The sequence below is a fragment of the Prauserella endophytica genome (genome assembly GCF_005146945.1).
Taxonomy (GTDB): Bacteria; Actinomycetota; Actinomycetes; order Mycobacteriales; family Pseudonocardiaceae; genus Prauserella_A; species Prauserella_A endophytica.
In genome coordinates this window covers 198,312-221,753 of sequence record NZ_SWMS01000010.1, presented here as the reverse complement: position 1 = coordinate 221,753, position 23,442 = coordinate 198,312, and the positions used below count along the sequence as shown (strand labels likewise).

Here is a 23,442-nt window from a genome sequence, read left to right as displayed (position 1 = left end):
CTCAACCGGTCGCGGCGTCCCCGATGCCGGTGACCTCGGCGAGCACGAGGTCCGTGCCGAGGCCGGTGCCGCTCAACCTCGCGCTCAACTCGGGCGACTTCGGCGAGATCGACATGTTCACCACGGCCTGGGACTCACTCGCCACCGCCTGAGGGACCCGGTGAGCACCGTGAGCACCGAGCTCGTCGCGGCCGCCGCACGCCTCGCGGAGCTGGGCCTCTCCCCCGGCTCGTCCGGCGACGTGAGCGTGCGCGAGGGCGACTCGATCGTCATGTCCCCACCGGAGCCGACCTCGCGGCGCTCGACTCGGAGCGCCTCTCGGTGCTCGACGCAGGCCGAGGCCATCGAGCGGCTCGGGCTCCCGTTCCGGGCCGCGCTGCTCGCCAACCACGGCCTCGTGGTGGCGCTCGACGCCGCGATCGAGCTGGAGGAGGCGAGCAAACTGCTCCTGCTCCTCGGCGACCGTCCGATCAGGACACTCGGGGAGAGCGGCGGGGTGCGCCTCGGCGAGCGCTACGGCTCACCCTGGGGCGGCTGAGCCGCTCGCCTGGAGCCGGGTGGCACGGGGCTGTTCGTCGCGCTTGTGCATCAGCCGGTCCGGCCACCAGATCCACCTGCCGATGTCGAGCGTCAGCGCGCACACGAGCACTCCGCGAACGATCATCGTGTCGATCAGGACGCCGACCGCGACGGCGAAGCCGAGCTCGGCGAGGAAGGTCAGCGGCAACGTGCCCAGCACCGCGAACGTGCCCGCGAGCACCAGGCCCGCGGAGGTGATGACCCCGCCGGTGGTCGCGAGCCCGGTCAGCATCCCGCGCCTGGTGCCGTCCCGCGACGCCTCCTCGCGCACGCGCGTCATGAGGAAGATGTTGTAGTCGATCCCCAGCGCCACCAGGAAGACGAACACGAACAGCGGGAACGACGGATCGGCGTTCTCGAACCCGAACACGTTGTTGAAGAAGAACGCGCTGATGCCGAGCGTGGCGAAGAACGAGAGCACCACGGTCGCGATCAGCACCAGCGGGGCCAGCAGCGACCGCAGCAGCACCGCCAGTATGCAGAACACCACCACCAGCACCAGCGGGATGATCAGGTTGCGGTCGTGGGTGTTGGCCTGCGCCGTGTCGTACAGCAACGCAGCCTGCCCTCCGGCAAGCGCGCCCGCGTCGGGGACGGCATGCACGGCGTCGCGCACGTTCACCAGCGTCGCGAGCCCCTCCTGCGTGTCCGGCGCGGCCTCGGTGGTCCCCTCCAGGTAGGCGATCCCGTCCCGAACCTCCGGCTGCCCGACCGACACGACACCCGGCACGCCCGCGAACGCCTCGCGCACCTGCCCGGCCTGTCCCGCGTTGGAGACGACCTGGATGGGCTGCCCGGCCCCGGCCGGGAAGTGCTCGGCCAGCACCCGCTCCCCCACCACGGAGTCCGGGGTCTCGGTGAAGGAACCGGCATTGGTGAGCCCGTCGGCCTTGAGTGTCAGCGTGCCCAGCGCGAGCACTCCCAGCACCACCGCGGTCACCGCCCACGCCACGCGCGGGCCACGGGCGACCGTCCTGCCGATGCGCGCCCACAGGCCGCGTTCGGTCCGGTCGGCCGAGCCGAACGCGGGCCGCACGGGCCAGAACACCCAGCGGCCGGTGATCGTCAGCAGCGCGGGCAGCAGGGTCACCATGGCCAGCAGGGCGATGCCGATGCCGATCGCCGCGACGGGGCCCAGCCCTGCCGTGGAGTTGAGGTCCGCGAACAGCAGGCACAGCATGCTGATCGCGACGGTCGCGCCGCTGGCCCAGATCGCGGGCCCGGCGCGGTGCAGGGCGTAGGCCATCGCCTCGTGCCGGTCGGAGTGCCTGCGCAGCTCCTCCCGGTAGCGCGCCACGAGCAGCAGCGCGTAGTCGGTGCCCGCGCCGAACACGAGCACCAGCAGGATGCCCGCGCTCTGCCCGTTGACGGTCAGGTCGGCGTAGCGGGCGAGCAGGTACACGACGCCCTGTGCCACCGCGAGCGCCGACCCGACGACGAGCACCGGGAGCACCCAGAGCGACGGGCTGCGGTAGGTCAGCAGCAACATCGTGACCACCACGGCGAGCGCGGCGTAGAGCAGCGTGGAGTCGATCCCCTCGAACGCCTCCGCGCTGTCGCCCCCGAACCCGGCGGGGCCGGTGACGTGCACGGACACCTCGTCGGCTCCGTCGCCCGCGATGCGGCGCATCTCGTCGATGAGCCCGGGCAGCCGGTCCCAGCCGTCCTCGCCGATGTCGAGCGGCACAACCACCTGCGCCGCCTCCGGCAGGGGCCGCTCACCCGACGGGATGGGCCCGGCCACCCTGCGGTCGACGCCGTCGAGACCGGCGAACGCGCGCGTGTCGTCCGCGATGCGCGCGAGGTCGGCCTGCCGCAGCCCCTCGGGCCGGTCGTAGACGACGATCGCGGGAACCTCGTCGCTGGACCGGAAACCCTCCAGCACGCGCAGCACCTCGGTCGACTCGGCGCTTTCCGGCAGCCACGACGACGCCTGGTTGTCCTGGACGTCGGTGAGTTTGCCCGAGAGCGGGCCGAGCGCGGCCAGCGCACCCAGCCACAGCACGAGCACGACCCACTTGCCCACCCGGCCGCAGGGAAGCCGCGCGGCCCGCCGCGCGCCGCTGGGGATCTCGTCCATGGGTCCCACCCCCATCCGGAAACCCCGAAGCTAACCCGGGGACGGGGTGCGGGACGCGGGCCGGAAGTCCCCAATCGGCTTGCGGCGGCGGGGCTTTCCGCACTCGCGGCGACCCCTGGGTGACGGTGCGGCCACGGACCGTCCCGTGCAATCAACTCGATCTTGAACGAAGGCACTGGCGGGACGGCGCCGAGCGCCACGACCTGATCGCCGGCGCGGTACGGCAGAGCTACCGACGCCGCGGCGTGTCAGGCGAGAAAGCCGTCCAGCTCGGCGAGGAACACGGGCCAGGCGGGCTCGTCCTCGGTGAGGATGTGGTTGCGGCTGTCGAGGAAGCACAGCCTGCTGTCCGGGATGAGCGCGGCGAGCTCCTGCGCTTGCGCCTTCGGCACGCGCAGGTCCCCGCGCGAGTGCAGGATCAGCGTGGGGCAGCCGACCCGGGGCGCCAGGGCGGACACGTCGATGTGCGCGAACACGTCGAGGAACCGCACGACGTTGTCGATCGACGTCGTCGCCCGCTGCAGGTCGTTGAACGCGTCCCACAGCTCCCGGGTGCCGCCCGGCAGGAACTGGCTGGCGAACACCTGCCGGAACGTCGGGTCGTCGTGCCGCCAGCCGATCCGGCCCAGGGTCAGGTCGAGCGCCGCCTCCTCCTTCTCCTCCGGCGTGGCGGCGCGCGCGAACCGGCCCCGGCTGTACGCGCCCGCGAGTACCATCCGGGACACGCGCTCGGGATGGCGCACGGCGTAGGCGATCGCGACCGCGCCGCCCTGTGAGACGCCCAGCAACGGGAAACGCTCCAGCGCAGCCGCGTCGGCGACCAGCTCCAGATCGTCCACCCAGTCCTCGAAGCGGAACTCGCCGACGTCCCAGTCGGACAGCCCGCAGCCTCGCTCGTCGTAGCGCACGAGCGTGTGCCTTCTGGCGAGCCCGTCCAGCCAGTGCGCCCAGATCGGGCTCGTCCACTCCAGGTCGAGGTGGGTCAGCCAGTTCGCTGCCTTCACCAGCGGCGGCCCCGATCCGGACACCGCGTACGCCACCCGCACGCCGTCGGCCGAGCGGCAGTAGCGGATCCGCTGCGGGATGCGGCCGTGCGCGGCCGGCGGGCCGCCGTCGGTCTCCCGCACGTCGGCGACGAACCGGTACCCCACCCCGTGCACCGTGGCGACCATGCGCTGGGCTCCGCCGCTGTCCCCGATCGCCCGGCGCAGCGCCTTGACCCTGCTGGTGAGCGCCGACTCGGTGACGTGGCGGTAGCCCCACACCGCGTCGAGCAGCTCCGTCTTGCCGACCACGCGGTCACGGTGCCGGATGAGGTGGGTCAGCAGCGAGAACACCTGCGGCTCGACGTGCACCGGCTCGCCGCGGCGGCGCAGCTCCAACCTCCGCGGGTCGACCTCACAGTCCTCGAACACGTACACGCCGCCACCCCGCTTCGAGGCCGCCGCCACGGAATCTCCACATCATCCCCACGTTTCCTCCAAGCCACCAGCCCCCGGGGCGCCCAACCTGGACGGACGACTCGGGAGAGAGGGACACCATGACCACGACGGAAACCCCGTACCTGCTGCGCAACGAACCGGACGAGCTGCGCCGTCTGGAAGAACAGGCCGCGGCACTGGCCCCGGCGACGCGCACGATCCTGCGGCTCGCGGGAATCCGGCCCGGCATGCGCGTGCTCGACCTGGGCACCGGCGCCGGTGACGTCGCGTTCGAGGTCGCCGACCTCGTGGGCCCGGAAGGCTCGGTCGTCGGCATCGACTCCTCGGCACGGGCACTGGCGTGGGCGGCCGGCCGCACCGAGGCGCGCGGGCTCACGAACGTGTCGTTCGTGCACGCCGACCTCCACGACGTCCGCCTCACCGGCCCGTTCGACGCGGTGGTGGGCCGCCTCGTGCTGCTGTACACGCCCGAGCCCGCGCGCGTGCTGCGCCGGTTCGCCGGCCTCGTGCGCCCCGGCGGGGTGGTGGTCGCGATGGAGTACGAGATGAGTGCCGCCGGCATGCTGCCCTCCACGCGCTTCGGCGAGCAGGTCGCCCACTGGATCACTGAGGCGTTCGAGCGGTCCGGGCTCGACCCGCTCCTCGGCGCCCGGCTGGAAGCGGTGTTCGGCGCGGCCGGGCTGGCGCCCGCCGTCGTGCTCGGGCTGCAGAGCTACCGGCAGCCCGGGGATCCGACGGGCGCCAGGATGGCGACGGGAATCCTCCGCACGCTCGAGCCGGTGCTCGTGCGGACCGGCACCGCGACCCCGGAGGAGCTCGGACTCGACACCCTGGAGCAGCGCTTCCACCGGCACCAGACGGACCTGGAGCTGGTCTTCCGGCTACCCACGCTCGTCGGCGCGTGGACGACGATCGGACAGAGCCGCGATCACTGAGTGCGGGCACGGCCATCGTCCTGGGAGCGGGCATGGGGCGGGCTGCTCGCGACCCGCGTGCCCGCCCCACGCCTGCGACCGCGTGACGGTGGTCGATCGCTCGTGGCCAGGGCCGGTGAGCACAGACCCGTCGCGGATTGGTGCGGCTGCGGCCCGGAGCGGCGGACCGGATGGTGCTCGACGCCACCGGGATCTTCGCCGCCCTGCGCGCCGGTTCCCCGGAGGACGCGGCGGCGCGCTGGCGGGCGAAGGTGGAGTACGCGGTGCGCTACATGGTCGCCGAGCTCCCGTTGGAGGGCTTCGACGCCGATCTCTGGAGGACGCTGACCGGCGGTTACGGCCGGGCCTGACGCGACACGGCACGGGGCACCGCTGAATACCCAACGCAAGCACATAACCTGATCGGGTGATACAGAGACGCGGTGGCCGGTGAGCGAGATCGGCAAGCTCGTCGCGGGCCGTTACCGGGTGCGGCGGCGTCTGGGCGGCGGAACGACGGGCGCCGTGTGGAAGGCCGTCGACGAGCGGCTCAAGCGGCCGGTCGCGATCAAACAGCTGCTCCCGGACACCGTGCAGGCGGACCGGGCCGTGCGCGAGGGGCGCGAGGCCATGCGGCTGCGCCATCCGCACGTCGTGTCGGTGCACGACGTCGACCACCACGACGGATCGCCACTGCTGATCATGGAGTACTTCCCGAGCCGCAGCCTCGCCGAGGTCGTGGCCGAGGACGGGCCGCTGCCGCCGATGGAGGCCGCCCGCGTCGGCGCGCAACTGGCGTCGGCGCTCGCGGAGGCGCACGAGGCCGGGATCGTGCACGGCGACGTCTCGCCGGGCACGGTACTCGTCGCCGACGACGGCACCGTGAAGCTCGGCGGCTTCGTCTCGCCCGCAGACCGGGGCGGGCGGGCCACACCGGGCGCCGACGTCCACGCCCTCGGTGCCACGCTGTCGGAGGTCCTGCCCGGAGGAACCGGCGCGCAGGCGGGGCCGCTCGCACCCTTGTTGGACGCGATGCTGGCGGAGGACCCCGCGAGGCGCAGCACCGCCGCCGAGGCCGCGGAGGACCTACTCGCGGTGGCCGAGGCCCGCTCGCTCACCGTCGCCGCGAAGCGGCCCGCGCTCGTCGGGGCCGGCGACGCGACCGTTCCCCTCGCCGGAACACCGGCGTTCACGAGGACCCTGCCCACGGTGGCGGCGGAGCGGGGGTCCCGCGCGCGGCCCACGACGCGGCGGCGCCGGTGGTGGCCTGCCGCGCTCGCGCTGCTCGTCGCGGTGCTGGCGACCGTGGTGCTCCTCGTCGCGATCCGCTCGTCCGAGGACGGCACCGCCGAGGCCACCGCGCCCGGCACCTCGCGGCCGGGCGACCCGCTCACCGCGAGTCAGCTGCGGCAGGCCGTGGCCGCGTTCTACGCACCCCTTCCCGGCGGAACCGACCAGGCGTGGGAGCGGCTCGGCCCCGGCCTGCGAGCGCAGGGCCGGGACGCGTTCGACGCGTACTGGTCGGGCGTCACGGCGGTCATCGTGGTGTCCGCGCCGAAGGTGACCGCCGCGGACAGCGTCCACGTCGGCATCGAGTTGACACTCCCCGACGGATCGACGGTCACCGAGTTCCACCAGTTCGGGGTGGTCGACCGCCACGGGACCGCCGTCCTCGACTCCGACACCGTCCTGCACACCGCGACCAGCGCACCGGCACCGCCGACCCCCGCGCGACCGCAGCCGGATACGCCCGCTGAGGACGACGACGGCGACCGCGGCGGCACCGGGGACGGCGGCGGCCGGGACACCGAGGAGGACCCGGACCCGGCGGGGCGCCGCGAGGAGCCGCGCAAGGACGACGGTCCCGGCCGGGGCCGGGGCGACGAGCACGGCAACACACGGCGAGGCGACGGCTAGCCACCCCCGTTCCAGAGGGGCCAGGCGGGCGGCCGCAGGCCGCGCTGGACTTTCGTCACGGCCCGAGCACGCTGCCGGCTCGATCGGCACGCCGGACAGGGCGGGGTGAACAGGCGGCGGGGTCGCCCGGCTTTCCGCGTACTGTCGGTGGGGTCAGCCCCCGCCACGAACCAGGGACGGAGCAGACCATGAGCAACACCCCGGACGAACCCGACTACACGCCGCCGGCCGTGCCGGAAGGCGACTACACCGAGGGCGGGGTTCCGAACTTCGACTACGTGCGCGACCGCATCGAGAACCGGTTCGCGACCTCGATTGGCTCCACGGAGCTGGCGGAGAGCACGCCGGAGGGACGCACGCTCGACGAGCAGCTGGCCGAGCGCGAGCGGGCGGGCAAGGAACGGCTGGAGCAGATCCGCAGGTCCATGCGCAAGGAGTGAGCGGAACGCCGTGACGCCCGGCGCGCGACTTCGCTCGTGCGCAGCGTTCACCGGGGAGGCCGCGATGCTCACGACGACGTTCACCGCACTGGCGGGGCGGGTCCCGATCCAGCAGGCTCTCCCCTGGGCCCGATCGCCTCGCCCGAGCTCCTGACCGCGGTCGCCGACGCGGGCGGGGTGGGCACCGTCGCGGCGCTGGGTATGACGCCGGGAACCTCGAAGCCCACTCCGCCGCGCTGCGCACCGACGGCGTCCTCGCCGCGAACCTCGCCTCCGCCGGCATCGACCCGGCGGCCGTGGAGGTCGCGGCGGCGCGGTTGCGGACCGTCGGCTTCTGCTGGCATGACCCCGGCCCCGAGCTGGCGGCCCTCGCGCACCCCGGCGGCGTGCTCGTGCGCTGGCAGGTGGGCTCCGTGCTCGGGCGCGCCAGGCACGGGACGGCGACCACGCCGGGGCCGACCTCGTCGGTCCACGGCGCCGAGGCGGGCGGGTACGTGCGCGGGCACACGGCCCTGCCGCCGCCGCTGGAGTCGGTGCTCGACGAGGTGGACGTGCCGGTGCTCGCCGCGGGCGGCGTCGGCACCGCCCCGCGGCGTGGCCGCGGCGCTCACCGCCGGAGCCGCCTGAGCCGGAGGATCCGCGTGGGCACGCGGATCGAGGCGATGGCGCTCTACACGGATGAGGCCGTCGCGGCCGTGACCGAGGTGCGAGGCGCGGCCGTCGTGGTCCGGGAACTCGCCGAGGGCGCCGAACGGCTCCTGGCTCGCTGAGTCAATGCTCGTTGAGTCACTCCGGCCAGGCGTGCACGGGTTCGTTGGTGTGCATGTGTTCCCGGTACTCGGCCACCATGCGGCGCAGCGCCTCGAACCGGCTCAGCGACGTCGCGTCGAACAGCCGGTGGAACGCGCGCGCCTGCCATGCTGCGCCGGTCGTGCCGGTGAGGCAGCGCTGCTCGATGACGCCGAGCAGCCGGTCGCGTTCGGCGGCGTCGACGTCCCAGCGCCGCAGGCCCTCGTGGGCGAGCGGCAGCAGGCGCCGCAGCACGAGCTCCGTGGCGGGCACCGTGCCGAGGCCGGGCCAGTAGAGCCGGGCGTCGGCGCCGGACCTCGCGGCGGCGTGGAAGTTCTCCTCGGCCGCGCTGAACGACATCTGGGTCCAGATCGGACGTTCCTGCTCGGCGAGCGCGCGGACGAGTCCGAAGTAGAACGCCCCGTTCGCCAGCGTGTCCACCACGGTGGGGCCCGCGGGCAGCACTCGGTTCTCCACCCGCAGGTGGGGGCGCTCACGCACGACCGCGTACAGCGGCCGGTTCCACCGGTAGATGGTCCCGTTCTGCAGGCGCAGCTCCGCCAGCTCCGGGGTGTCGCCGCGGTCGAGCACCTCCATCGGGTCCTCGTCGGAGCAGATCGGCAGCAGCGCGGAGAAGTACCGCACGTTCTCCTCGAAGAGGTCGAAGATCGAGGTGATCCACCGCTCGCCGAACCACACCCTCGGCCGCACGCCCTGCGCCTTGAGCTCCTCGCTGCGCGTGTCGGTGGCCTGCTCGAACAGCGCGATCCGGGTTTCCGCCCACAGCTGCCTGCCGAGCAGGAACGGCGAGTTCGCCCCGGTCGCCACCTGCACGCCCGCGATGGCCTGCGCCGCGTTCCAGTACGCGGGGAACTGCTCGGGGCTGACCTGGAGGTGGAACTGGGTGCTGGTGCACGCGGCCTCCGGCACGATCGTGTCGCACGTGGCCTGCAACCGCTCCGCGCCGTCGATGACGATGTGCAGGTCCTCGCCCCGAGCCGCCAGGATCTGCTGGTTCAGCAGCGCGTAGCGGGGGTTGACCGACAGTGCCGTCCCGGTCAGGTGCTCTTGGCGCAGCGTCGGCAGGATCCCGATCATGATCAGGTGCGAGCCGATCTCCCTCGCCTTCGCCTCGGCGGCGTTGAGACTGGCCCGCACGGTCCGCTCGAACTCGGCGCCACCGCCGCCGCGCAGCGGGCGGGGCGGCACGTTGATCTCCAGGTTCCATTGCCCCAGCTCGGTCTGGAACGCGGGATCGGCGATGGCCTCCAGCGTCTCGGCGTTGCGCATGGCGGGCTCGTGCCGGTCGTCCACCAGGTTCAGCTCGATCTCGAGCCCGGTGAGCGGCCGGTCGAACTCGAAGTGCGGTTCGGAGAGCATCCGCGCGAACGCGTCGAGGCAGCGGCGGACGCGGACCCGGTACCGTGTCCGGTCCGCGCGGCTGAAGGTGTGCTGACCGACTTCCTCACCCATCCCCCCATTCTGAACCCGCCGGGGGCCGCGGGTCAGGTTCCGCCGAGCAGCCTCGCGAGGCTGCGGGCGTAGCGCCCGGCGTTCACCCCGCCGGGAACGTCGCCGAAGAACTCCGTGGTGAGGAAGTAGCCCACCGTGGCGCACAGCAGCACGGTCGCGGCGGCCTCCGGGTCCTCCCAGCCCGGCTCGCCGTCGGCGGCGAGGTCGCCGGCGATCCCGGCGAGTCCCCGTTCCACGAGCACGTCGCGGACGCGCTCGGCGACGTGTGGCATGCCGTCGCGCTCACGGATCAGGATCTCGACGAGCGGGCGGACCTCGCGCAGGAACCGCAGGTCGTCGGCGAGACGCTCGCTGAGCGGGCGCGTGCCGCCCTCGGCGGTGCGGGGTTCCCGCTCGGGGCGGATCGCGCGCAGCCGGGCGAGCTCGTGCTCGACGACCGCGTCGAACACCGCTCGCTTGGACGGGAAGTGCCGGTAGAACGAGCCCGTTCCCTCGGCCAGCCCTACGCCGCGCTCGATGGAGCTGATCGTGGTGCCGTCGAATCCGCGCGCGGCGAACTGACGCAGCGCCTCGGCCAGAATGCGCGCACGCGTATCACCGGACATGGGTGCAAGGATAGCCTTGCGCCGCGCAAGGGAACCCTTGCATACTGGCCGGCATGTCGATCAAGCGGAGACTGGCCGTCACGAGCGTCGTGGCCGCGCTGACGCTGCCCACCGCGCTGTCCGGACCGGCGCACGCGAGCGCCCCCGTGCCGGTTCCCCCGGTGCCGCCGGGGTTCCACTGGGGCGTCGCGACGGCGGGGTTCCAGTCGGAGGGCGCCGCACCCGACAGCAACTGGCGGCGGTACGTCGACGCCCAAGCCGAGACGGTGCGTGACCCGTACGCGAACGCGGTGGACTTCCGCAACCGCTACGCCGAGGACATCGCGCTGGCGAAGGAGATGGGCGTCAACACGTTCCGCGTCAGCCTCGAGTGGCCGAGGATCGAGCCGAGGCCGGGCGAGATCGACGAGGAGGCCCTCGCGCTCTACGACGGCATGGTGCGTGAGATCAAGGCCGCCGGGATGACCCCGATGCTCACGCTCACCCACTTCACGCACCCCGGGTGGATCGTCGACCGCGGCGGCTGGACCAACCCGTCGACCGTCTCCAGCTGGCTCTCCTTCGCCCGGCTGGTGGTGCAGCGCTACGCGGGGCAGGGCGCGCTGTGGATCACCTTCAACGAGCCGACGGTGTACCGGTCGTTCGAGGAGCGCAACGGCGGGCTCAACGCCTTCCAGTCCGGCGCGATGATGCGCAACCTGGTGAGCGCCCACCGCCAGGGCTACGACCTCATCCACGAGCTCGACCCCGGCGCGCGGGTGAGCAGCAACCTGGCGGTGAAACCGCCGCCGCTGCAGTGGTTCGACGACGCGGCGTTCATCGACAAGGTCAAGGACAAGCTCGACTTCGTCGGCGTCGACTACTACTACGGCGCGAGTCTCGACAACCTTACGGCGATCCACGGCCTGACCGACGAGTTCTGGCGCATCGACCCGCAGCCGGACGGGCTCTACTACGCGCTCAAGACCTACCAGCGAAAGTTCCCCGGGCTGCCGCTGTACGTCGTGGAGAACGGGATGCCGACGGACAACGGGCAGCCGAGGCCCGACGGCTACACCCGCGCCGACCACCTGCGTGACCACCTGTACTGGCTGCAACGCGCGATGGCCGAGGGCGTGAACGTCATGGGCTACAACTACTGGAGCATCACGGACAACTACGAGTGGGGCAGCTACCGGCCCCGGTTCGGGCTGTACACAGTGGACGCGCTGACGGATCCTTCGCTCACGCGGAAGCCGACCGACGCGGTGCCCGCCTACCGCGAGACGATCGCGGGCAACGGCGTGCCCGAGGGCTACCTGCCGAAGCGCAGGCCCGCGTGGTGCGCCCTGGCCGATCTGCGCACGTGCTTCGCGCCGCTCCCGGTGGCGGCCGGCGCCAAGGCGTGGGCGCAGCCGGGCTGAACGCGCTCACGAGTCGGGCGGGCGGTCAACGGCGAGCTTGCGCGCGGCGAACCCCGTCCACGCGAGGCCCGCGGCGGTCACCCACAGCACCCCTGCCGCGCCGAGCCCGGCGGCGACCAGCCCGATCGTGCCGGGCACGATGACCTGCCCGGCACGGTTGCCGGTGAGCCGCAGCGACATCGCCCGGCCGCGCATCCCCGGCGGGGCCGACTCGGCGAGCCAGGACATCGTCAGCGGCTGCCCGACACCGAGCCCCAGCCCGGCCACCATGACGGCCACGGCCAGTACCCACACCGGCACCGGGGCCGCCGCGAGCGCGAGTCCGGCCGCCGACGCCGCGATGCTCACGAGCAGCACGCGCTTGCGGCCGAGCAGGCGCGTGAGCCTGCCGAGGAACAGGCGGGAGGTCATCGACGACACGGCGCGCAGCCCGAGCAGTGCACCGACCACTCCGGACGCGATGCCGCGCTCGGCGCCGAGCGCGGGAAGGTAGACCAGCGAGATGTCCACCGCCGCCAGCACCACGCAGCTCGTGAGCAGCGCCCGCACCAGTCCGGGCAGGCGGAGCAGCCCGCCGACCCCGCTGGGCGCGGCGGCATCGCGCTCGGCTGCGCGTGCGCCGTCGCGAATCGCGAAGGAGCACGCGAGCACGACCACCGCGATCAGCGCGGCGCCCTGGAACACCGGCGTGGTGTCGGGAATGGCCTTTGAGCCTCCGAAGAGGACGATGAGCAGCGGTCCCGCGGCCTGCCCCGCCGACGCCGCGAAGGTGTAGTAGCCGAAGGCGGCGTCGAGCCTGCCGGAGGAGGTCGTGTTCGCAACGAGCGCCTGCTGCCCCACCACGGCGCACAGGTGCGCCGTGCCGAGCACGATGCTCGCGACCACGAGCCCCGGGATGGAGCCGCCGAAGATCAGGAAGGCGCCGCCCGCCGCCGTGAGCAGCACCCCGCCCGCGATCAGCACGCGGCGCTCACCCAGCCGGTCGACGACGTGCCCGGCAGGCAGCGCCAGCACCAACGGCACCAGCGCGAACGTCCCCGAGAGCACCCCGAGCCACGCGGGCGACATGTCGAGCTCCAGCGCGCGGTACGACGTCGCCGGACGCAGCACGAACGTCACGGCCTGGGTCAGCGCCGCGTGGGTGAGCAGCGCCCAGGCGCGACCACGCGTGCCCTCAGTCATGGGCCGTCATGAGCCGCCGCCACATCGCCTTCGCGCCGAGGCTTGGTCCCGATGTGCTCCCGCGGCACCGTCTCGGCGGTGCCGCTGTCCCGCACGATCACGTTCTCCATCAGCAGCCGGTGTTCCTCGTCCTCCTTCGTCCGCTCCCCCGGCTCGCGCCCGCCCCCTGCGCGAGCCTGCGGCAGCTCCCATTCGCCGAGCCCAGAGGTTATAGCCTGCTGGGCGCACTGGACGAAAGGAACCCACGACGTGACCGACACCTTCGCCACCGCCGACCTCGTGGACGAGCACGGCGACCGCCTCCGCGTATGCGACACGCAGTTCCGCCAGTTCGGCGCGCACCGGTCGTTCTGCGGCCGCGTGCGGACCGTGTCGTGCTACCAGGACAACGGCCTGGTGCGCGAGCTGCTGCGCACGCCGGGAGAGGGCTGTGTGCTGGTGATCGACGGCCGGGGCTCGCTGCACACCGCGCTGACGGGCGATCTCATCGCTCGCTCCGCCGCCGACAACGGCTGGGCCGGCCTGATCGTCAACGGAGCCGTACGCGACAGCGCCGTGCTCGCGGAGCTTCCGCTCGGCATCAAGGCGCTCGGCACGAACCCGCGCAAGAGCTCGAAGGCCGGCCACGGCGCGCTCGACGTGCCGGTCGGGTTCGGCGGGGTGACCTTCCTGCCGGGAGATCGGCTCTACGCCGACGACGACGGGGTGGTGCTGCTGGCGGCGGGCTGACCCCGCTCCGAGGTCGCGGCGGGCGGCACGAGACGCCGTACGGGAGCGGACAGCAGGATCAGCGGCCGGGCGAGGCCGGTGGCCGTGAAGGCGGCCAGCAGCGGAACTCCGGGCAGTTGCGAGACGGCGGAGATGGCGTGCGCGAGGAGCCACATCGCGTCCAGCGCGACGAGGGCGACCCAGAAGTCCCGCTGTCGCCGGAGCACGACGGCCGCGACGAGGACGACCCCCAGGACCAGCCCCGCCCAGGCCGTGGCGCTGACGGTCGCGAGCGGATGGAACGCCGTCCACAGGATGGGGCCCGCGAGCAGGGCGGCATGGCCCAGCAGCAAGGCGAGGGCGGCTCGGTCCCGGCGCGGTAAGTCCACGAGTCCCCCTCGGCCGACGGTTCCCCAACGCTAGCGCGAAACTCCGGCCGCCCCCGCCGCCGAACGGAGTCAACCGCGCCGGTCTCGTCCACAGTGGAGCCCCGGTGCCGCGGCACCAGGGCTCCGGTTCACTCCGTGGCGGACGGCGGACTGGCCGTCTCGGGGATGAGCCCCGCCTGCTGGAGTGCCCCGAGCAGGTCGTAGTTGACCCATTCCTCGACGATCCGGTCGCCCTCCCACTTGTCGAACGTCATGCCGGTCATCACGTAGCTCCTGCCCGTGGCGGGCAGGCCGCGGAACTCGTTGCGGGCGGTGCCGCCCATGGTCCAGCGGGCACAGGTGAGGTCTCCGTCCACGAGGACGTCGTGCACGTCCATGTGCAGGTCGGGCTGGGCCTGCCTGAGCTCGGCGACCTGCTGTTTCATTCCCGCGACTCCGTCGATGGGAAAGCTCGGGTCGTGAAAGGAACAGTGCGCCGCGAACAACTCGTCGCAGACGTCGAGGTTGCCCCGGTTCCACAGCTCGTCCGCCAGCCGGCGCATCGCGTCCCTGCGCTCCTCCGGTGTCATCATCAGGACCTCCTTCGCGACTACCCCTCCGCACACTGGACACCCGGCGGAGCGGACGTGTCCAGCCCGGGTTTTGTGGGCGAAAGATATGGACAGCTCGTTCATTAGCTGCTTATATGGACGCATAGTTCATATAGGAGGCACAACATGAGCAGTCCCACCACCAACCGCGTTGCCCTGGTCACCGGCGGCTCCGGGGGCATCGGCCGGGCCGTCGCCGAACGGCTCGCGCGGGACGGCATCGCGGTCGCCATCCACTACGCGGGCCGCAAGGAGAAGGCCGACGAAACCGTGCAGGCCATCACCGCCGAGGGCGGCCGGGCGATCGCGGTCGGCGGTGACGTCGCGGACGAGGCCGCCATGGCCACGGCGTTCGACGCCGTCGAGTCCGCCTTCGGGGGCCTCGACGTCGTCGTGCACACGGCCGGGATCATGGTCCTCTCTCCGATCGCGACGCTCGACCTGAACGACCTCGACCGCGTGCACCGCACCAACATCCGCGGCACCTTCGTGGTCGACCAGCAGGCGGCCCGCCGCGTCCGCGAAGGCGGCGCGATCGTCAACTTCTCGACGTCGGTGACCCGCACACAGCTGCCCACCTACGGCGCCTACGTCGCCAGCAAGGCCGCCGTGGAGAGCCTGACCCTGATCCTCGCCCGCGAACTGCGCGGCCGGGACGTCACCGTCAACGCCGTCGCCCCGGGGCCGACCGCCACCCCGCTGTTCCTCGACGGCAAGGACGAGAACACCGTCGACCGTTTCGCCAAGGCCACCCCGCTGGAGCGGCTCGGGCAGCCAGGGGACATCGCCGAGACCGTCGCCTTCCTCGCCGGCCCGGCGCGCTGGGTCAACGGCCAGGTCCTCTTCGCCAACGGCGGCCTCGCCTGACCATCACCGGCGGGAGGGAGCCGACCATGACCACCATCGAGCCGCCCGCGGCGATCCGGACGTTCATCGACGGGACCGACCGCGGCGACGTCGAGGCGCTCGCCGCCACGTTCCCCGAGGACGCCCAGCTCCACGACTGCGGCCGCGAGCACAACGGCCGGGACGGCGTGCGCGACCGGGACCGCACCGACGACATCGGCGTGCGGTCCCGGTTCAAGCTCGTCGGGACCGAGGCCGGCCCCTCCCCCGACAGCCACGTCGTCGCGCTCACCGTGACCGGCGACGGCTACAACGGCACGCGCGACGGACTGATCGCCGTACTGCGCATCGGCTGAGCGACCGGGGAGGATCGACACATGACGCACGAGGCGAAGACCCCCGCCGCCGTCAGGGAAGGCCGGGGCCGAGGGCGCAGGCCCGCGGACGAGGTGCGGGCGGACGTGCTGCGCGCCGTCGGCGATCTGCTGCTCGCCGAGGGGATCGCGGAGCTGACCTTCGAACGCGTGGCACGTGTGGCAGGCGTCAGCAAGACGACGCTGTACAAATGGTGGCCGTCCAAGGGCGCGCTGGCCCTGGACGGCTACTTCCACGCCGTCGAGCAGACGCTCGCGTTCCCGGATACCGGTGACATCCGCGCCGACCTCCTCAGCCAGCTGCGCGCCTTCGCCCGCGTGCTGACCGAGACCCCGGGCGGACGCATCCTCGCCGAGCTGATCGGGCAGTCCCAGACCGACCAGGAGCTGGCCGCGGCCTACCGGGCGCTGTACTCCTCGCAACGGCGGCGGCTCGCCGGCGAACGGCTGGAACGGGCAAGGGAAGCGGGCCAGCTCCGCGCCGACGTCGACGTGCAGGTGCTCGTCGACCAGCTCTGGGGCGCGGTCTACCACCGGCTGCTCATCCCCGACGAGCCGGTGACCGACGACTTCGTGACCGCGCTCGTCGGCAACCTCCTGGACGGCGTCACGGGTCGCGGCCCTGCCACGTGCTGACACACGCCTCGTTGCCCTCGGCGTCGGCCAGCACCCAGAACGCGGGCGCGAACCGGTCCGACCGCAGCACGCCGCCCGCGGCGAGCGCCCGCTCGACGCGCCCGGGCCCCTCATCGTGCGGCACGGAGATGTCCAGGTGCACGCGGTTGCGTTGCGGGCGCGGGGCCGTCATCCGCTGGAACCACACCGCAGGGCCCTGCTCGGCAGGGTCGACGAGGGCGTCCCCGGCGCCGTCGGTGTAGCCAAGGACCTCCCGCCAGAACGGGCGGATGGCGGCGGTATCGAGCGCGTCGATGGCGATCTCCAGCGCCTGCACGGACCTCGACGGGCCGGCGTCGGCGGTGATCCGCAGGCCGAGACCGGTCACCAGCTCGGAGATCCGCCGGGCGAGGTCGAGGTCGCCGGGCTCGACCGACCCGGTGCGCCGCGACCGCACGGTGAAGATCACGCCGCCGGGGCGGCAGTCCACCACGACGTGCTCGTCGGCCTCGGCGCCGAGTCCGGCCACGATCCGCGCCGCGACGTCGGTGGCGGCGCGCAGGGACTCCACCGGCACCCCGGCGCGGAGACCGTCCAGGACGTAGCGCCAGCCGAGGTCGGTGACCGCCGCGGAAACGGCGTGGTGGCTCAGGGTTTCGCTCACGGCCGCATCGTCGCACCGGGCACCGACGAAACCCGTGCCGATCAGCGAACCAGCAGGCCGTTCGCCACGACGTCGGTCGCCGTCCGCAGGAGTGTGCGCAGTTCGCTCTCGGTGCGGCGCAGGCCGTCCTGGCGCCAGCCGAGGCTGATCACCCCGTTCCACGAGGCCCAGAGGACCGTGGCCACCTGCCCGGCGTCGACCTCCCGCAGCACGCCGGCAGCGATCCCGGCGCGCAGCGCGTCGACCATCCGCTGGTTCTGCGCCTCGACCGAGCGGGCCAGCCGCGCGGCGAGGTCCTGCCCCGCCGCGTACTGCCCTGGCGCGCTGGGGAACGCCAGCATCCGGAAGTACTCCGGGTGCTGCAGGTAGAACTCCAGGTACTCGTCGGCGGCGGCGTAGAGCTGTTCGACGGGCGTGCGGTCGGCGGTGTACGCGCGGTCCATGTGGTCGCGGTCGGCGCCCAGCGCGCGTTCGACGACGGCGGCCAGCAGCCCGGCCTTCGAGCCGAAGTGGTTGTAGATGGAGCCGACCGCGACGCCTGCCTTCGTCGCGATCTCCTCGACGGTGGTGTCATCCACCCCGCGCGCCGCGAAGATCTGTTCGGCCGCGTGCAGCAGCGCCTCGATCGTGCGCTGTTTCCGCGGATCCATGGCGACCATTCCTGCAATCGTTGCAAAAAATCGGGGCGGCCGCTACGGTACCCGGCAGAGTTCTTGCAATGATTGCAAAAAGTTCCGGAGGTCGTGCCGTGGCCGCTGATCCGACGAACACCTGGCGGGACCCCGCCCTCGGTGAGCCGCACGAGGTGCGCCTGCCGTCCGGCCCCGTGCGCTACCACGACCGCGGCACCGGCCCGGTGCTCGTGTTCGCGCACGGGTACCTCGTCAACGCGAACCTGTGGCGCAAGGTGGTGCCGTTGCTGGCGGAGGACTTCCGGTGCGTCACACCCGATCTGCCGCTGGGCGCGCATGTCGTGCCGGTGAACCGCGCCGCGGACCTCTCCCCGCCCGGGATCGCCCGGTTGCTCGCGGACCTGGTCCGGGAACTCGGGCTGGACGACGTGACCCTGATCGGCAACGACTCCGGTGGCGCGTACGGGCAGCTCGTCGCGGCGAACCATCCGGAGGTCCTCGGCCGTCTCGTCCTCAGCTCGTGCGAGACGCCCGAGGACACGTGGCCGCCGAGCCCCGGCGGGTTCGGTCTGCTCAAGGCGACGGCGGCGAGCGCGGTGACCTACCGCGCGCTCTACCAGCCACTGCGGCTGCGGCGGACCTGGCGGTGGCGCAACACCTACGGCTGGCTGGCGAAGTACCCGGTCGACGACCGGGTGATGAACAGCTACGTGCGACCAGTGCTGACCCGGCCGGAGATCCGGTTCGACGGACGCAAGGCCATCGGCGCGGTGTCGGCCCGCTACACCCGCGACGCCGCGGAGCGGCTCATCCGGCGCCGCCCCGTCCCGGTCCGGCTGGTCTGGGCGGCAGAGGACCACGTGTTCCCGCTGGAGCACGCGAAGCGGTACGCCACGAAGCTGGGAGCGCCGCTGCACACCGTGGCGGATTCCTACACCTACGTCACCGAGGACCAGCCGGCGCAGGCCGCGAAGCTCATCGCGGCGTGCGCCGTGGACCGCGAAACGGGTCCATAATGGACTTACGGGCCGGCCGCCGGTGGCGGCCGGCCCGTAGCCGGGTTGATCAGCCTCGGACCAGGTCGTACCGGTCCAGCATCATGACCTTGTCCCACGCGGCCACGAAGTCACGCGCGAACTTCTCCTTGGCGTCGTCGCTCGCGTAGACCTCCGCGACGGCCCGCAGCTCGGAGTTCGAGCCGAAGACCAGGTCGGCGCGGGTGCCGGTCCACTTGACCTCGCCGGTCGCGCGGTCGCGAGCCTCGAAGGTCTCCTGGTCCTCCGACGTGGACTTCCACTCGATGCCCATGTCGAGCAGGTTGGCGAAGAAGTCGTTGGTCAGGGACTCCGGCTTGTCGGTGAGCACGCCGGCCTTCGAACCCTGGTAGTTCGCGCCGAGGACGCGGAGGCCGCCCACCAGGACGGTCATCTCGGGCGCGCTCAGGTTCAGCAGGTTGGCGCGGTCCACGAGCAGGTACTCGCTGGGCAGCCGGTTGCCCTTGCCGCGGTAGTTGCGGAACCCGTCCGACTTCGGCTCCAGCGGGGCGAACGACTCGGCGTCGGTCTGCTCCTCCGTCGCGTCCGTGCGGCCCGGGGTGAAGGGCACCGTGAGGTCGAGGCCCGCGTTCTTCGCGGCCCGCTCGACACCGGCGGCCCCGGCGAGCACGATGAGGTCGGCCAGGGAGATCTTCTTGCCCCCGGTCTGGGAGCTGTTGAAGGACTCCTGGATGCCCTCCAGCGTGCGCAGCACCAGGTTCAGCTTCTCGGGCTCGTTGACCTCCCAGTCGCGCTGCGGCTGGAGGCGGATGCGAGCACCGTTGGCGCCACCGCGCTTGTCACCGATGCGGAACGTCGAGGCCGACGCCCACGCCGTGGAGACGAGCTGCGAGACCGAGAGGCCCGCCTCGAGGATCTTCGCCTTGAGGGCGGCGACGTCCGCGTCGTCGACCAGCTCGTGGTCGACAGCCGGGACCGGGTCCTGCCAGATCAGCGTCTCCTGCGGCACCAGCGGGCCCAGGTAACGCTGGATCGGGCCCATGTCGCGGTGGGTCAGCTTGAACCAGGCGCGGGCGAACGCGTCCGCGAACTGGTCCGGATTCTCGTAGAACCGGCGCGAGATCTGCTCGTAGACCGGGTCGAAGCGGAGCGCGAGGTCCGTCGTCAGCATCGACGGAGCGCGGTTCAGCTCACCGGTCTCCGGGTCCGGCACGGTGTTCGCGGCGGCGTTGTTCTTCGGCTTCCACTGGTTGGCACCCGCGGGGCTCTTGGTCAGCTCCCACTCGTAGGTGAACAGGTTGTGGAAGAACCAGTTGCTCCACTTGGTCGGCGTCGGCGTCCACGTGACCTCGAGGCCGCTCGTGATGGCGTCGCGGCCCTTGCCGGTGCCGAAGCTGTTCTTCCAGCCGAAGCCCTGGTCCTCGATCGGCGCGCCCTCGGGCTCGGGCCCGACGTGGACGTCGGCGTCGGCCGCGCCGTGGGTCTTGCCGAAGGTGTGCCCGCCCGCGATCAGCGCGACGGTCTCCTCGTCGTTCATCGCCATGCGGCCGAAGGTCTCGCGGATGTCGCGAGCCGCGGCCAGCGGGTCCGGGTTACCGTTCGGGCCCTCGGGGTTGACGTAGATCAGGCCCATCTGGACAGCCGCGAGCGGCTGCTCCAGCTGACGGTCACCGCTGTAGCGCTCGTCGCCGAGCCAGGTGCGCTCGGGACCCCAGTACACGTCCTGGTCCGGCTCCCAGACGTCCGCGCGGCCGCCGGCGAAGCCGAAGGTCTTGAAGCCCATCGTCTCCAGCGCGCGGTTGCCCGCGAAGATCATCAGGTCGGCCCACGAGATCTTGCGGCCGTACTTCTTCTTGACCGGCCACAGCAGCCGGCGCGCCTTGTCCAGGTTGCCGTTGTCCGGCCAGCTGTTCAGCGGCGCGAAGCGCTGCATGCCGGCGCCCGCGCCCCCGCGACCGTCGTCGACGCGGTACGTGCCCGCGCTGTGCCACGCCATGCGGATGATCAGCGGGCCGTAGTGGCCGAAGTCGGCGGGCCACCAGTCCTGCGAGGTCGTCAGCACCTCGTCGACGTCCTTGGCCAGCTCGTCAAGGTCGACGGTCAGGAACTCCTTCGCGTAGTCGAAGTCCTCCTCCATCGGGTTCGACGCGGCGGCGTGCTTCCGGAGGATCGAGAGGTTGAGCTGGTTGGGCCACCAGTCACGGTTGCTGCCACCCTCGGTCGGGTGCGCGAAGCGCCCCGTGTGGACCGGGCAGCCGCCGGCGCTCTCCACGTTCAGTTCGCCGACCTCGGCGTTCGGGCTGTCAGACACGGGAATCCTTCCGGGAGTCAGATGGAATTGCGGTGGAGCATTCGGGGCACAGACCCCAGTAGATGACCTCGGCCTCCTCGATCGTGAAGCCGTGGTCGTCGGAAGCCGTCAAACAGGGCGCCGCGCCGACGGCGCAGTCGACGTCGGCGATGGCGCCGCACGACCGGCACACGACGTGGTGGTGGTTGTCCCCGACCCTCGCCTCGTAGCGCGCCACCGAGCCCTTCGGCTCGATGCGGCGCACCAGCCCGGCGGTGGTCAGCGCGCTCAGCACGTCGTAGACGGCCTGGTGGGACACCTCGCCGAGGTCCGCACGCACCGCACCGATGATCGAGGTGGTGTCGGCGTGCGGATGGTCGTGCACCGCGGACAGCACCGCCACCCGGGGACGCGTGACCCGCAGCGAAACCCCGCGCAGCATGCGCTCGAAGTCCGTGTTCGTTGGCACGCCCGCAGTCTGCCCTATTTTCTGGAATCAATCAAGATTGGGTCCCCGGCGCGTCGAGCACCGGATCACGCACGGAGAGTAGCGGGTGGCGCGGAAGGCGGGTCCGCCTGCATGCCGCCGCGACGTGGTGAGCGTCATCCTTTGTGGACGGACACCGCGGCGGCGTAGCGGCGGGCCAGGCGCGCGAAGGCGGCTTCGAGCTCGGGTGGCCCGACGACCTCGATGTCCGCGTCGAACCTGCCGATCGCGGCGGCGAGACCGGTCCACGACCACGAGCCCAGCACGAGGCGGCAACGGCCGGGACCCAGCTCCTCGACCACGCCGTCGCGGGTGAAGCGCGACACCTCGGCGGCGGGCAGGCTCAGGATCACCTCGCCCGCACAGGGCCAGCCGAAAGACGTGCCGTCGGAGCCGGAGAACCTGGCGGCGACGAACGCCGCCACGTCCCCTCCGGGCACGTCGCGCGGCGGGAAGCGCGGTCCCGTGGGGATGCGCGGGGCGATCCGGTCGGCGCGGAAGGTGCGCCAGTCACCGCGGTCGAGATCCCAGGCGAGGAGGTACCAGCGACCGCCACGGGTCACGAGGTGGTGGGGCTCCACCCGGCGCGGCGCGTCCGCCGGGCCGTAGCCGAAACGCAGGACCTCGCGGGCGTGGACGGCGGCGCTGAGCGCCACGAGCACGCCGCTGTCCACCGGCGAATCCGGGGCCCGCTCGGCGACGGTCACCCGGAGGGTGTCGATGCGGCGGCGCAGCCGTGCGGGCATGACCTGCCGGACGGTGGTCAGCGCCCGCGTCGAGGCCTCCCCGATGCCGCCGCCCGCGCTCGCGGCGTGCTGGAGCGCGACGGCCAGGGCGACGGCCTGGTCGTCGTCGAACAGCAGCGGGGGCAGCTGCGTGCCCGCGTCGAGCCGGTAGCCCCCGTCGGGTCCCTTGGTGGCCCGGATGGGATAGCCGAGCTCGCGCAGGCGGTCGACGTCGCGGCGCACGGTGCGCGGGCTGATGTCGAGCCGCTCGGCCAGCAGCGCCGCGGGCCAGTCCCGCCGCGCCTGCAGCAATGAGAGCAGCGCCAGCAACCGGGCTGAGGTCTTCGGCATGCCTCCATCCTGCTCGAAGAAGAGGACACAACCTGACCTCTTCCCTTGCGATCGTGGGTCCGTACCCGAAAAGGAAACCAGCCAAGGAGTCGACCTTGTCCCTCACGACCACGACACACCTGAACTTCCGTGGCGACGCCCGCGCGGCGCTGGAGTTCTACCGGTCCGTCTTCGGCGGCGACCTGGCCGTCGTCACGCACAAGGACGCCGGCGCCGTCCGCGACGGGTCCGAGGCCGACCAGGTGATGTGGGGCCAGGTGCTCGCAGGCAACGGCTTCCACGTCATGGCCTACGACGTGCCGTCGCACCTGCGCCACGACCGGGGCGAGAACTCGTTCTTCGTCTCCGTGCGCGGCGAGACCGTCGAGGAGGTAACCGCCCACTGGGACGAGCTCGCCGACGGGGCGGACATCGTCGTCCCCATGGGCCCGGCGAGCTGGGCGCCCGCCTACGGGATGTTGAAGGATCGCTTCGGTGTCGTGTGGGTCCTCGACGTCGTCAGCGAGCACAGCGCGTGACACCGCGGGCGGCGGGCGGGAGCCGCTCCCACCCGGCCGCCCGGCCCCGACCACGGAGGAACCCACCACCATGAAGCCACCCCGCTGGGCCGCACGGGCTCCCAGGTCAGCCCCCGGCATCGAACGGGAGGTCCTGTCCACCTGCCGGCGCTACGGTATGGGTGTGCGCGTCTGGAGTCCGCTGGCGTCGTGCCTGCTCCCCTGCCGCAACCGCAAGGGGCGGCCCACGACGCCAAGCGCCCGCATGCGCCGCGTGCCCCGGCACCTGCCGGTGACCCACCTGGCGACCGTCACCCTGGACGACCTCCTCGAGGAGGATCGACGAGACCTTGGCGCAGGGCACCGACCTCGGCCCCGTCGACTGGGCCTGCACCCCGCCCTCACCGAGGCCTCGCTGCGCAGGCGCCCGGCCGGCGAGCGGGCGGCGGCGTGAT

At 72.4% G+C, this 23,442-nt stretch carries 28 protein-coding genes; 14 read left to right on the top strand and 14 right to left on the bottom strand.

Annotated elements, in window-relative coordinates; genetic code table 11:
• Position 1: 1 nt before the first annotated feature.
• Positions 2-145, bottom strand: coding sequence for a hypothetical protein (locus FCN18_RS39125; protein ID WP_158303140.1), 144 nt, complete (start codon positions 143-145; stop codon positions 2-4).
• A gap of 15 nt (positions 146-160) precedes the next feature.
• Here FCN18_RS39125 and FCN18_RS19770 point away from each other — a divergent pair, with 15 nt between their 5' ends.
• Positions 161-538 carry a class II aldolase/adducin head domain-containing protein gene (locus tag FCN18_RS19770; protein ID WP_137095810.1) on the top strand — a complete coding sequence of 126 codons (378 nt, stop codon included), beginning with the start codon at positions 161-163 and terminating at the stop codon, positions 536-538.
• Here FCN18_RS19770 and FCN18_RS19765 read toward each other — a convergent pair.
• A complete protein-coding gene (locus tag FCN18_RS19765) occupies positions 521-2,659 on the bottom strand; it encodes an MMPL family transporter (RefSeq protein ID WP_137095809.1) in 2,139 nt (712 codons plus the stop codon). The genes FCN18_RS19770 and FCN18_RS19765 overlap by 18 nt on opposite strands.
• 248 nt (positions 2,660-2,907) lie before the next feature.
• Positions 2,908-4,110, bottom strand: a complete 1,203-nt coding sequence (locus FCN18_RS19760) for an alpha/beta fold hydrolase (RefSeq protein ID WP_170200576.1) — start codon at positions 4,108-4,110, stop codon at positions 2,908-2,910.
• 89 nt (positions 4,111-4,199) lie between these two features.
• On the opposite strand from FCN18_RS19760, the gene FCN18_RS19755 reads away from it, so the two are divergent.
• The 5 genes from FCN18_RS19755 (at position 4,200) to FCN18_RS19735 (ending at position 8,142) form a co-directional block, all read left to right on the top strand.
• Positions 4,200-5,036, top strand: a complete 837-nt coding sequence (locus FCN18_RS19755; RefSeq protein WP_112268535.1) for a methyltransferase domain-containing protein — start codon at positions 4,200-4,202, stop codon at positions 5,034-5,036.
• Between the two features lie 140 nt (positions 5,037-5,176).
• Positions 5,177-5,386 (top strand): hypothetical protein, encoded by a 210-nt coding sequence (locus tag FCN18_RS19750; protein ID WP_137095808.1) that lies wholly within the window; start codon positions 5,177-5,179, stop codon positions 5,384-5,386.
• Between the two features lie 79 nt (positions 5,387-5,465).
• Complete coding sequence (locus FCN18_RS19745; protein WP_137095807.1) at positions 5,466-6,932, top strand: protein kinase domain-containing protein; 1,467 nt, start codon at positions 5,466-5,468, stop codon at positions 6,930-6,932.
• A gap of 188 nt (positions 6,933-7,120) precedes the next feature.
• The gene (locus tag FCN18_RS19740) at positions 7,121-7,372 is read left to right on the top strand and encodes a PspA/IM30 family protein (protein WP_112268525.1); all 252 of its coding nucleotides are present in this window, start codon (positions 7,121-7,123) and stop codon (positions 7,370-7,372) included.
• A 296-nt stretch (positions 7,373-7,668) separates the two neighbouring features.
• On the top strand, positions 7,669-8,142 hold the full coding sequence (locus FCN18_RS19735) for a hypothetical protein (RefSeq protein ID WP_137095806.1): 474 nt from the start codon (positions 7,669-7,671) through the stop codon (positions 8,140-8,142).
• A gap of 16 nt (positions 8,143-8,158) precedes the next feature.
• On the opposite strand, the gene FCN18_RS19730 is transcribed toward FCN18_RS19735, so the two are convergent.
• Complete coding sequence (locus FCN18_RS19730) at positions 8,159-9,634, bottom strand: glutamate--cysteine ligase family protein (RefSeq protein WP_137095805.1); 1,476 nt, start codon at positions 9,632-9,634, stop codon at positions 8,159-8,161.
• A 32-nt stretch (positions 9,635-9,666) separates the two neighbouring features.
• Positions 9,667-10,239, bottom strand: coding sequence for a TetR/AcrR family transcriptional regulator (locus FCN18_RS19725; RefSeq protein WP_137095804.1), 573 nt, complete (start codon positions 10,237-10,239; stop codon positions 9,667-9,669).
• A 53-nt stretch (positions 10,240-10,292) separates the two neighbouring features.
• On the opposite strand from FCN18_RS19725, the gene FCN18_RS19720 reads away from it, so the two are divergent.
• Positions 10,293-11,642, top strand: coding sequence for a glycoside hydrolase family 1 protein (locus tag FCN18_RS19720; protein ID WP_112268517.1), 1,350 nt, complete (start codon positions 10,293-10,295; stop codon positions 11,640-11,642).
• 6 nt (positions 11,643-11,648) lie between these two features.
• On the opposite strand, the gene FCN18_RS19715 is transcribed toward FCN18_RS19720, so the two are convergent.
• Entirely contained in the window at positions 11,649-12,824 is a 1,176-nt protein-coding gene (locus FCN18_RS19715) for an MFS transporter (protein ID WP_137095803.1), read from the bottom strand.
• Complete coding sequence (locus tag FCN18_RS19710) at positions 12,821-13,084, bottom strand: hypothetical protein (protein WP_113644757.1); 264 nt, start codon at positions 13,082-13,084, stop codon at positions 12,821-12,823. Before FCN18_RS19710 ends, FCN18_RS19715 begins: the two co-directional genes overlap by 4 nt.
• Here FCN18_RS19710 and rraA point away from each other — a divergent pair.
• Positions 13,074-13,553: a ribonuclease E activity regulator RraA gene (rraA, locus tag FCN18_RS19705; protein ID WP_113644758.1), complete on the top strand. Its 480-nt coding sequence runs from the start codon at positions 13,074-13,076 to the stop codon at positions 13,551-13,553. The genes FCN18_RS19710 and rraA overlap by 11 nt on opposite strands.
• Here the strand turns inward: rraA and FCN18_RS19700 are convergent.
• Both FCN18_RS19700 and FCN18_RS19695 read right to left on the bottom strand, forming a co-directional pair.
• Entirely contained in the window at positions 13,511-13,921 is a 411-nt protein-coding gene (locus FCN18_RS19700; protein ID WP_137095802.1) for a hypothetical protein, read from the bottom strand. The two genes, rraA and FCN18_RS19700, sit on opposite strands and share 43 nt — an antisense overlap.
• A 128-nt stretch (positions 13,922-14,049) precedes the next feature.
• Positions 14,050-14,493 carry an ester cyclase gene (locus FCN18_RS19695; protein WP_228714047.1) on the bottom strand — a complete coding sequence of 148 codons (444 nt, stop codon included), beginning with the start codon at positions 14,491-14,493 and terminating at the stop codon, positions 14,050-14,052.
• A gap of 144 nt (positions 14,494-14,637) precedes the next feature.
• Between FCN18_RS19695 and FCN18_RS19690 the strand changes: the two genes are divergently transcribed.
• The 3 genes from FCN18_RS19690 to FCN18_RS19680 are packed head-to-tail and all read left to right on the top strand — an operon-like array spanning position 14,638 to position 16,367.
• Positions 14,638-15,378: an SDR family oxidoreductase gene (locus tag FCN18_RS19690; protein WP_137095801.1), complete on the top strand. Its 741-nt coding sequence runs from the start codon at positions 14,638-14,640 to the stop codon at positions 15,376-15,378.
• Between the two features lie 26 nt (positions 15,379-15,404).
• A complete protein-coding gene (locus FCN18_RS19685) occupies positions 15,405-15,713 on the top strand; it encodes a nuclear transport factor 2 family protein (protein WP_112268492.1) in 309 nt (102 codons plus the stop codon).
• A gap of 21 nt (positions 15,714-15,734) precedes the next feature.
• On the top strand, positions 15,735-16,367 hold the full coding sequence (locus tag FCN18_RS19680) for a TetR/AcrR family transcriptional regulator (protein WP_112268490.1): 633 nt from the start codon (positions 15,735-15,737) through the stop codon (positions 16,365-16,367).
• On the opposite strand, the gene FCN18_RS19675 is transcribed toward FCN18_RS19680, so the two are convergent.
• Positions 16,339-17,010, bottom strand: coding sequence for a VOC family protein (locus FCN18_RS19675; RefSeq protein ID WP_137095800.1), 672 nt, complete (start codon positions 17,008-17,010; stop codon positions 16,339-16,341). The genes FCN18_RS19680 and FCN18_RS19675 overlap by 29 nt on opposite strands.
• A 41-nt stretch (positions 17,011-17,051) precedes the next feature.
• Positions 17,052-17,660, bottom strand: a complete 609-nt coding sequence (locus FCN18_RS19670; protein ID WP_112269534.1) for a TetR/AcrR family transcriptional regulator — start codon at positions 17,658-17,660, stop codon at positions 17,052-17,054.
• 98 nt (positions 17,661-17,758) lie between these two features.
• Here FCN18_RS19670 and FCN18_RS19665 point away from each other — a divergent pair, with 98 nt between their 5' ends.
• Complete coding sequence (locus tag FCN18_RS19665) at positions 17,759-18,658, top strand: alpha/beta fold hydrolase (RefSeq protein WP_228714046.1); 900 nt, start codon at positions 17,759-17,761, stop codon at positions 18,656-18,658.
• A 49-nt stretch (positions 18,659-18,707) separates the two neighbouring features.
• Here FCN18_RS19665 and katG read toward each other — a convergent pair whose 3' ends face one another.
• The 3 genes from katG to FCN18_RS19650 form a co-directional block, all read right to left on the bottom strand.
• Positions 18,708-20,948: a catalase/peroxidase HPI gene (katG, locus tag FCN18_RS19660; RefSeq protein WP_137095798.1), complete on the bottom strand. Its 2,241-nt coding sequence runs from the start codon at positions 20,946-20,948 to the stop codon at positions 18,708-18,710.
• Complete coding sequence (locus FCN18_RS19655) at positions 20,941-21,396, bottom strand: Fur family transcriptional regulator (RefSeq protein ID WP_137095797.1); 456 nt, start codon at positions 21,394-21,396, stop codon at positions 20,941-20,943. The genes katG and FCN18_RS19655 overlap by 8 nt, the downstream gene beginning before the upstream one ends.
• 134 nt (positions 21,397-21,530) lie before the next feature.
• Complete coding sequence (locus FCN18_RS19650; protein ID WP_112268479.1) at positions 21,531-22,490, bottom strand: helix-turn-helix transcriptional regulator; 960 nt, start codon at positions 22,488-22,490, stop codon at positions 21,531-21,533.
• Positions 22,491-22,585: 95 nt separating this feature from the next.
• Here FCN18_RS19650 and FCN18_RS19645 point away from each other — a divergent pair, with 95 nt between their 5' ends.
• Positions 22,586-23,008, top strand: a complete 423-nt coding sequence (locus tag FCN18_RS19645; RefSeq protein ID WP_137095796.1) for a VOC family protein — start codon at positions 22,586-22,588, stop codon at positions 23,006-23,008.
• 163 nt (positions 23,009-23,171) lie between these two features.
• Positions 23,172-23,441 carry a hypothetical protein gene (locus FCN18_RS39800; protein ID WP_206077946.1) on the top strand — a complete coding sequence of 90 codons (270 nt, stop codon included), beginning with the start codon at positions 23,172-23,174 and terminating at the stop codon, positions 23,439-23,441.
• Position 23,442 lies beyond the last annotated feature (1 nt).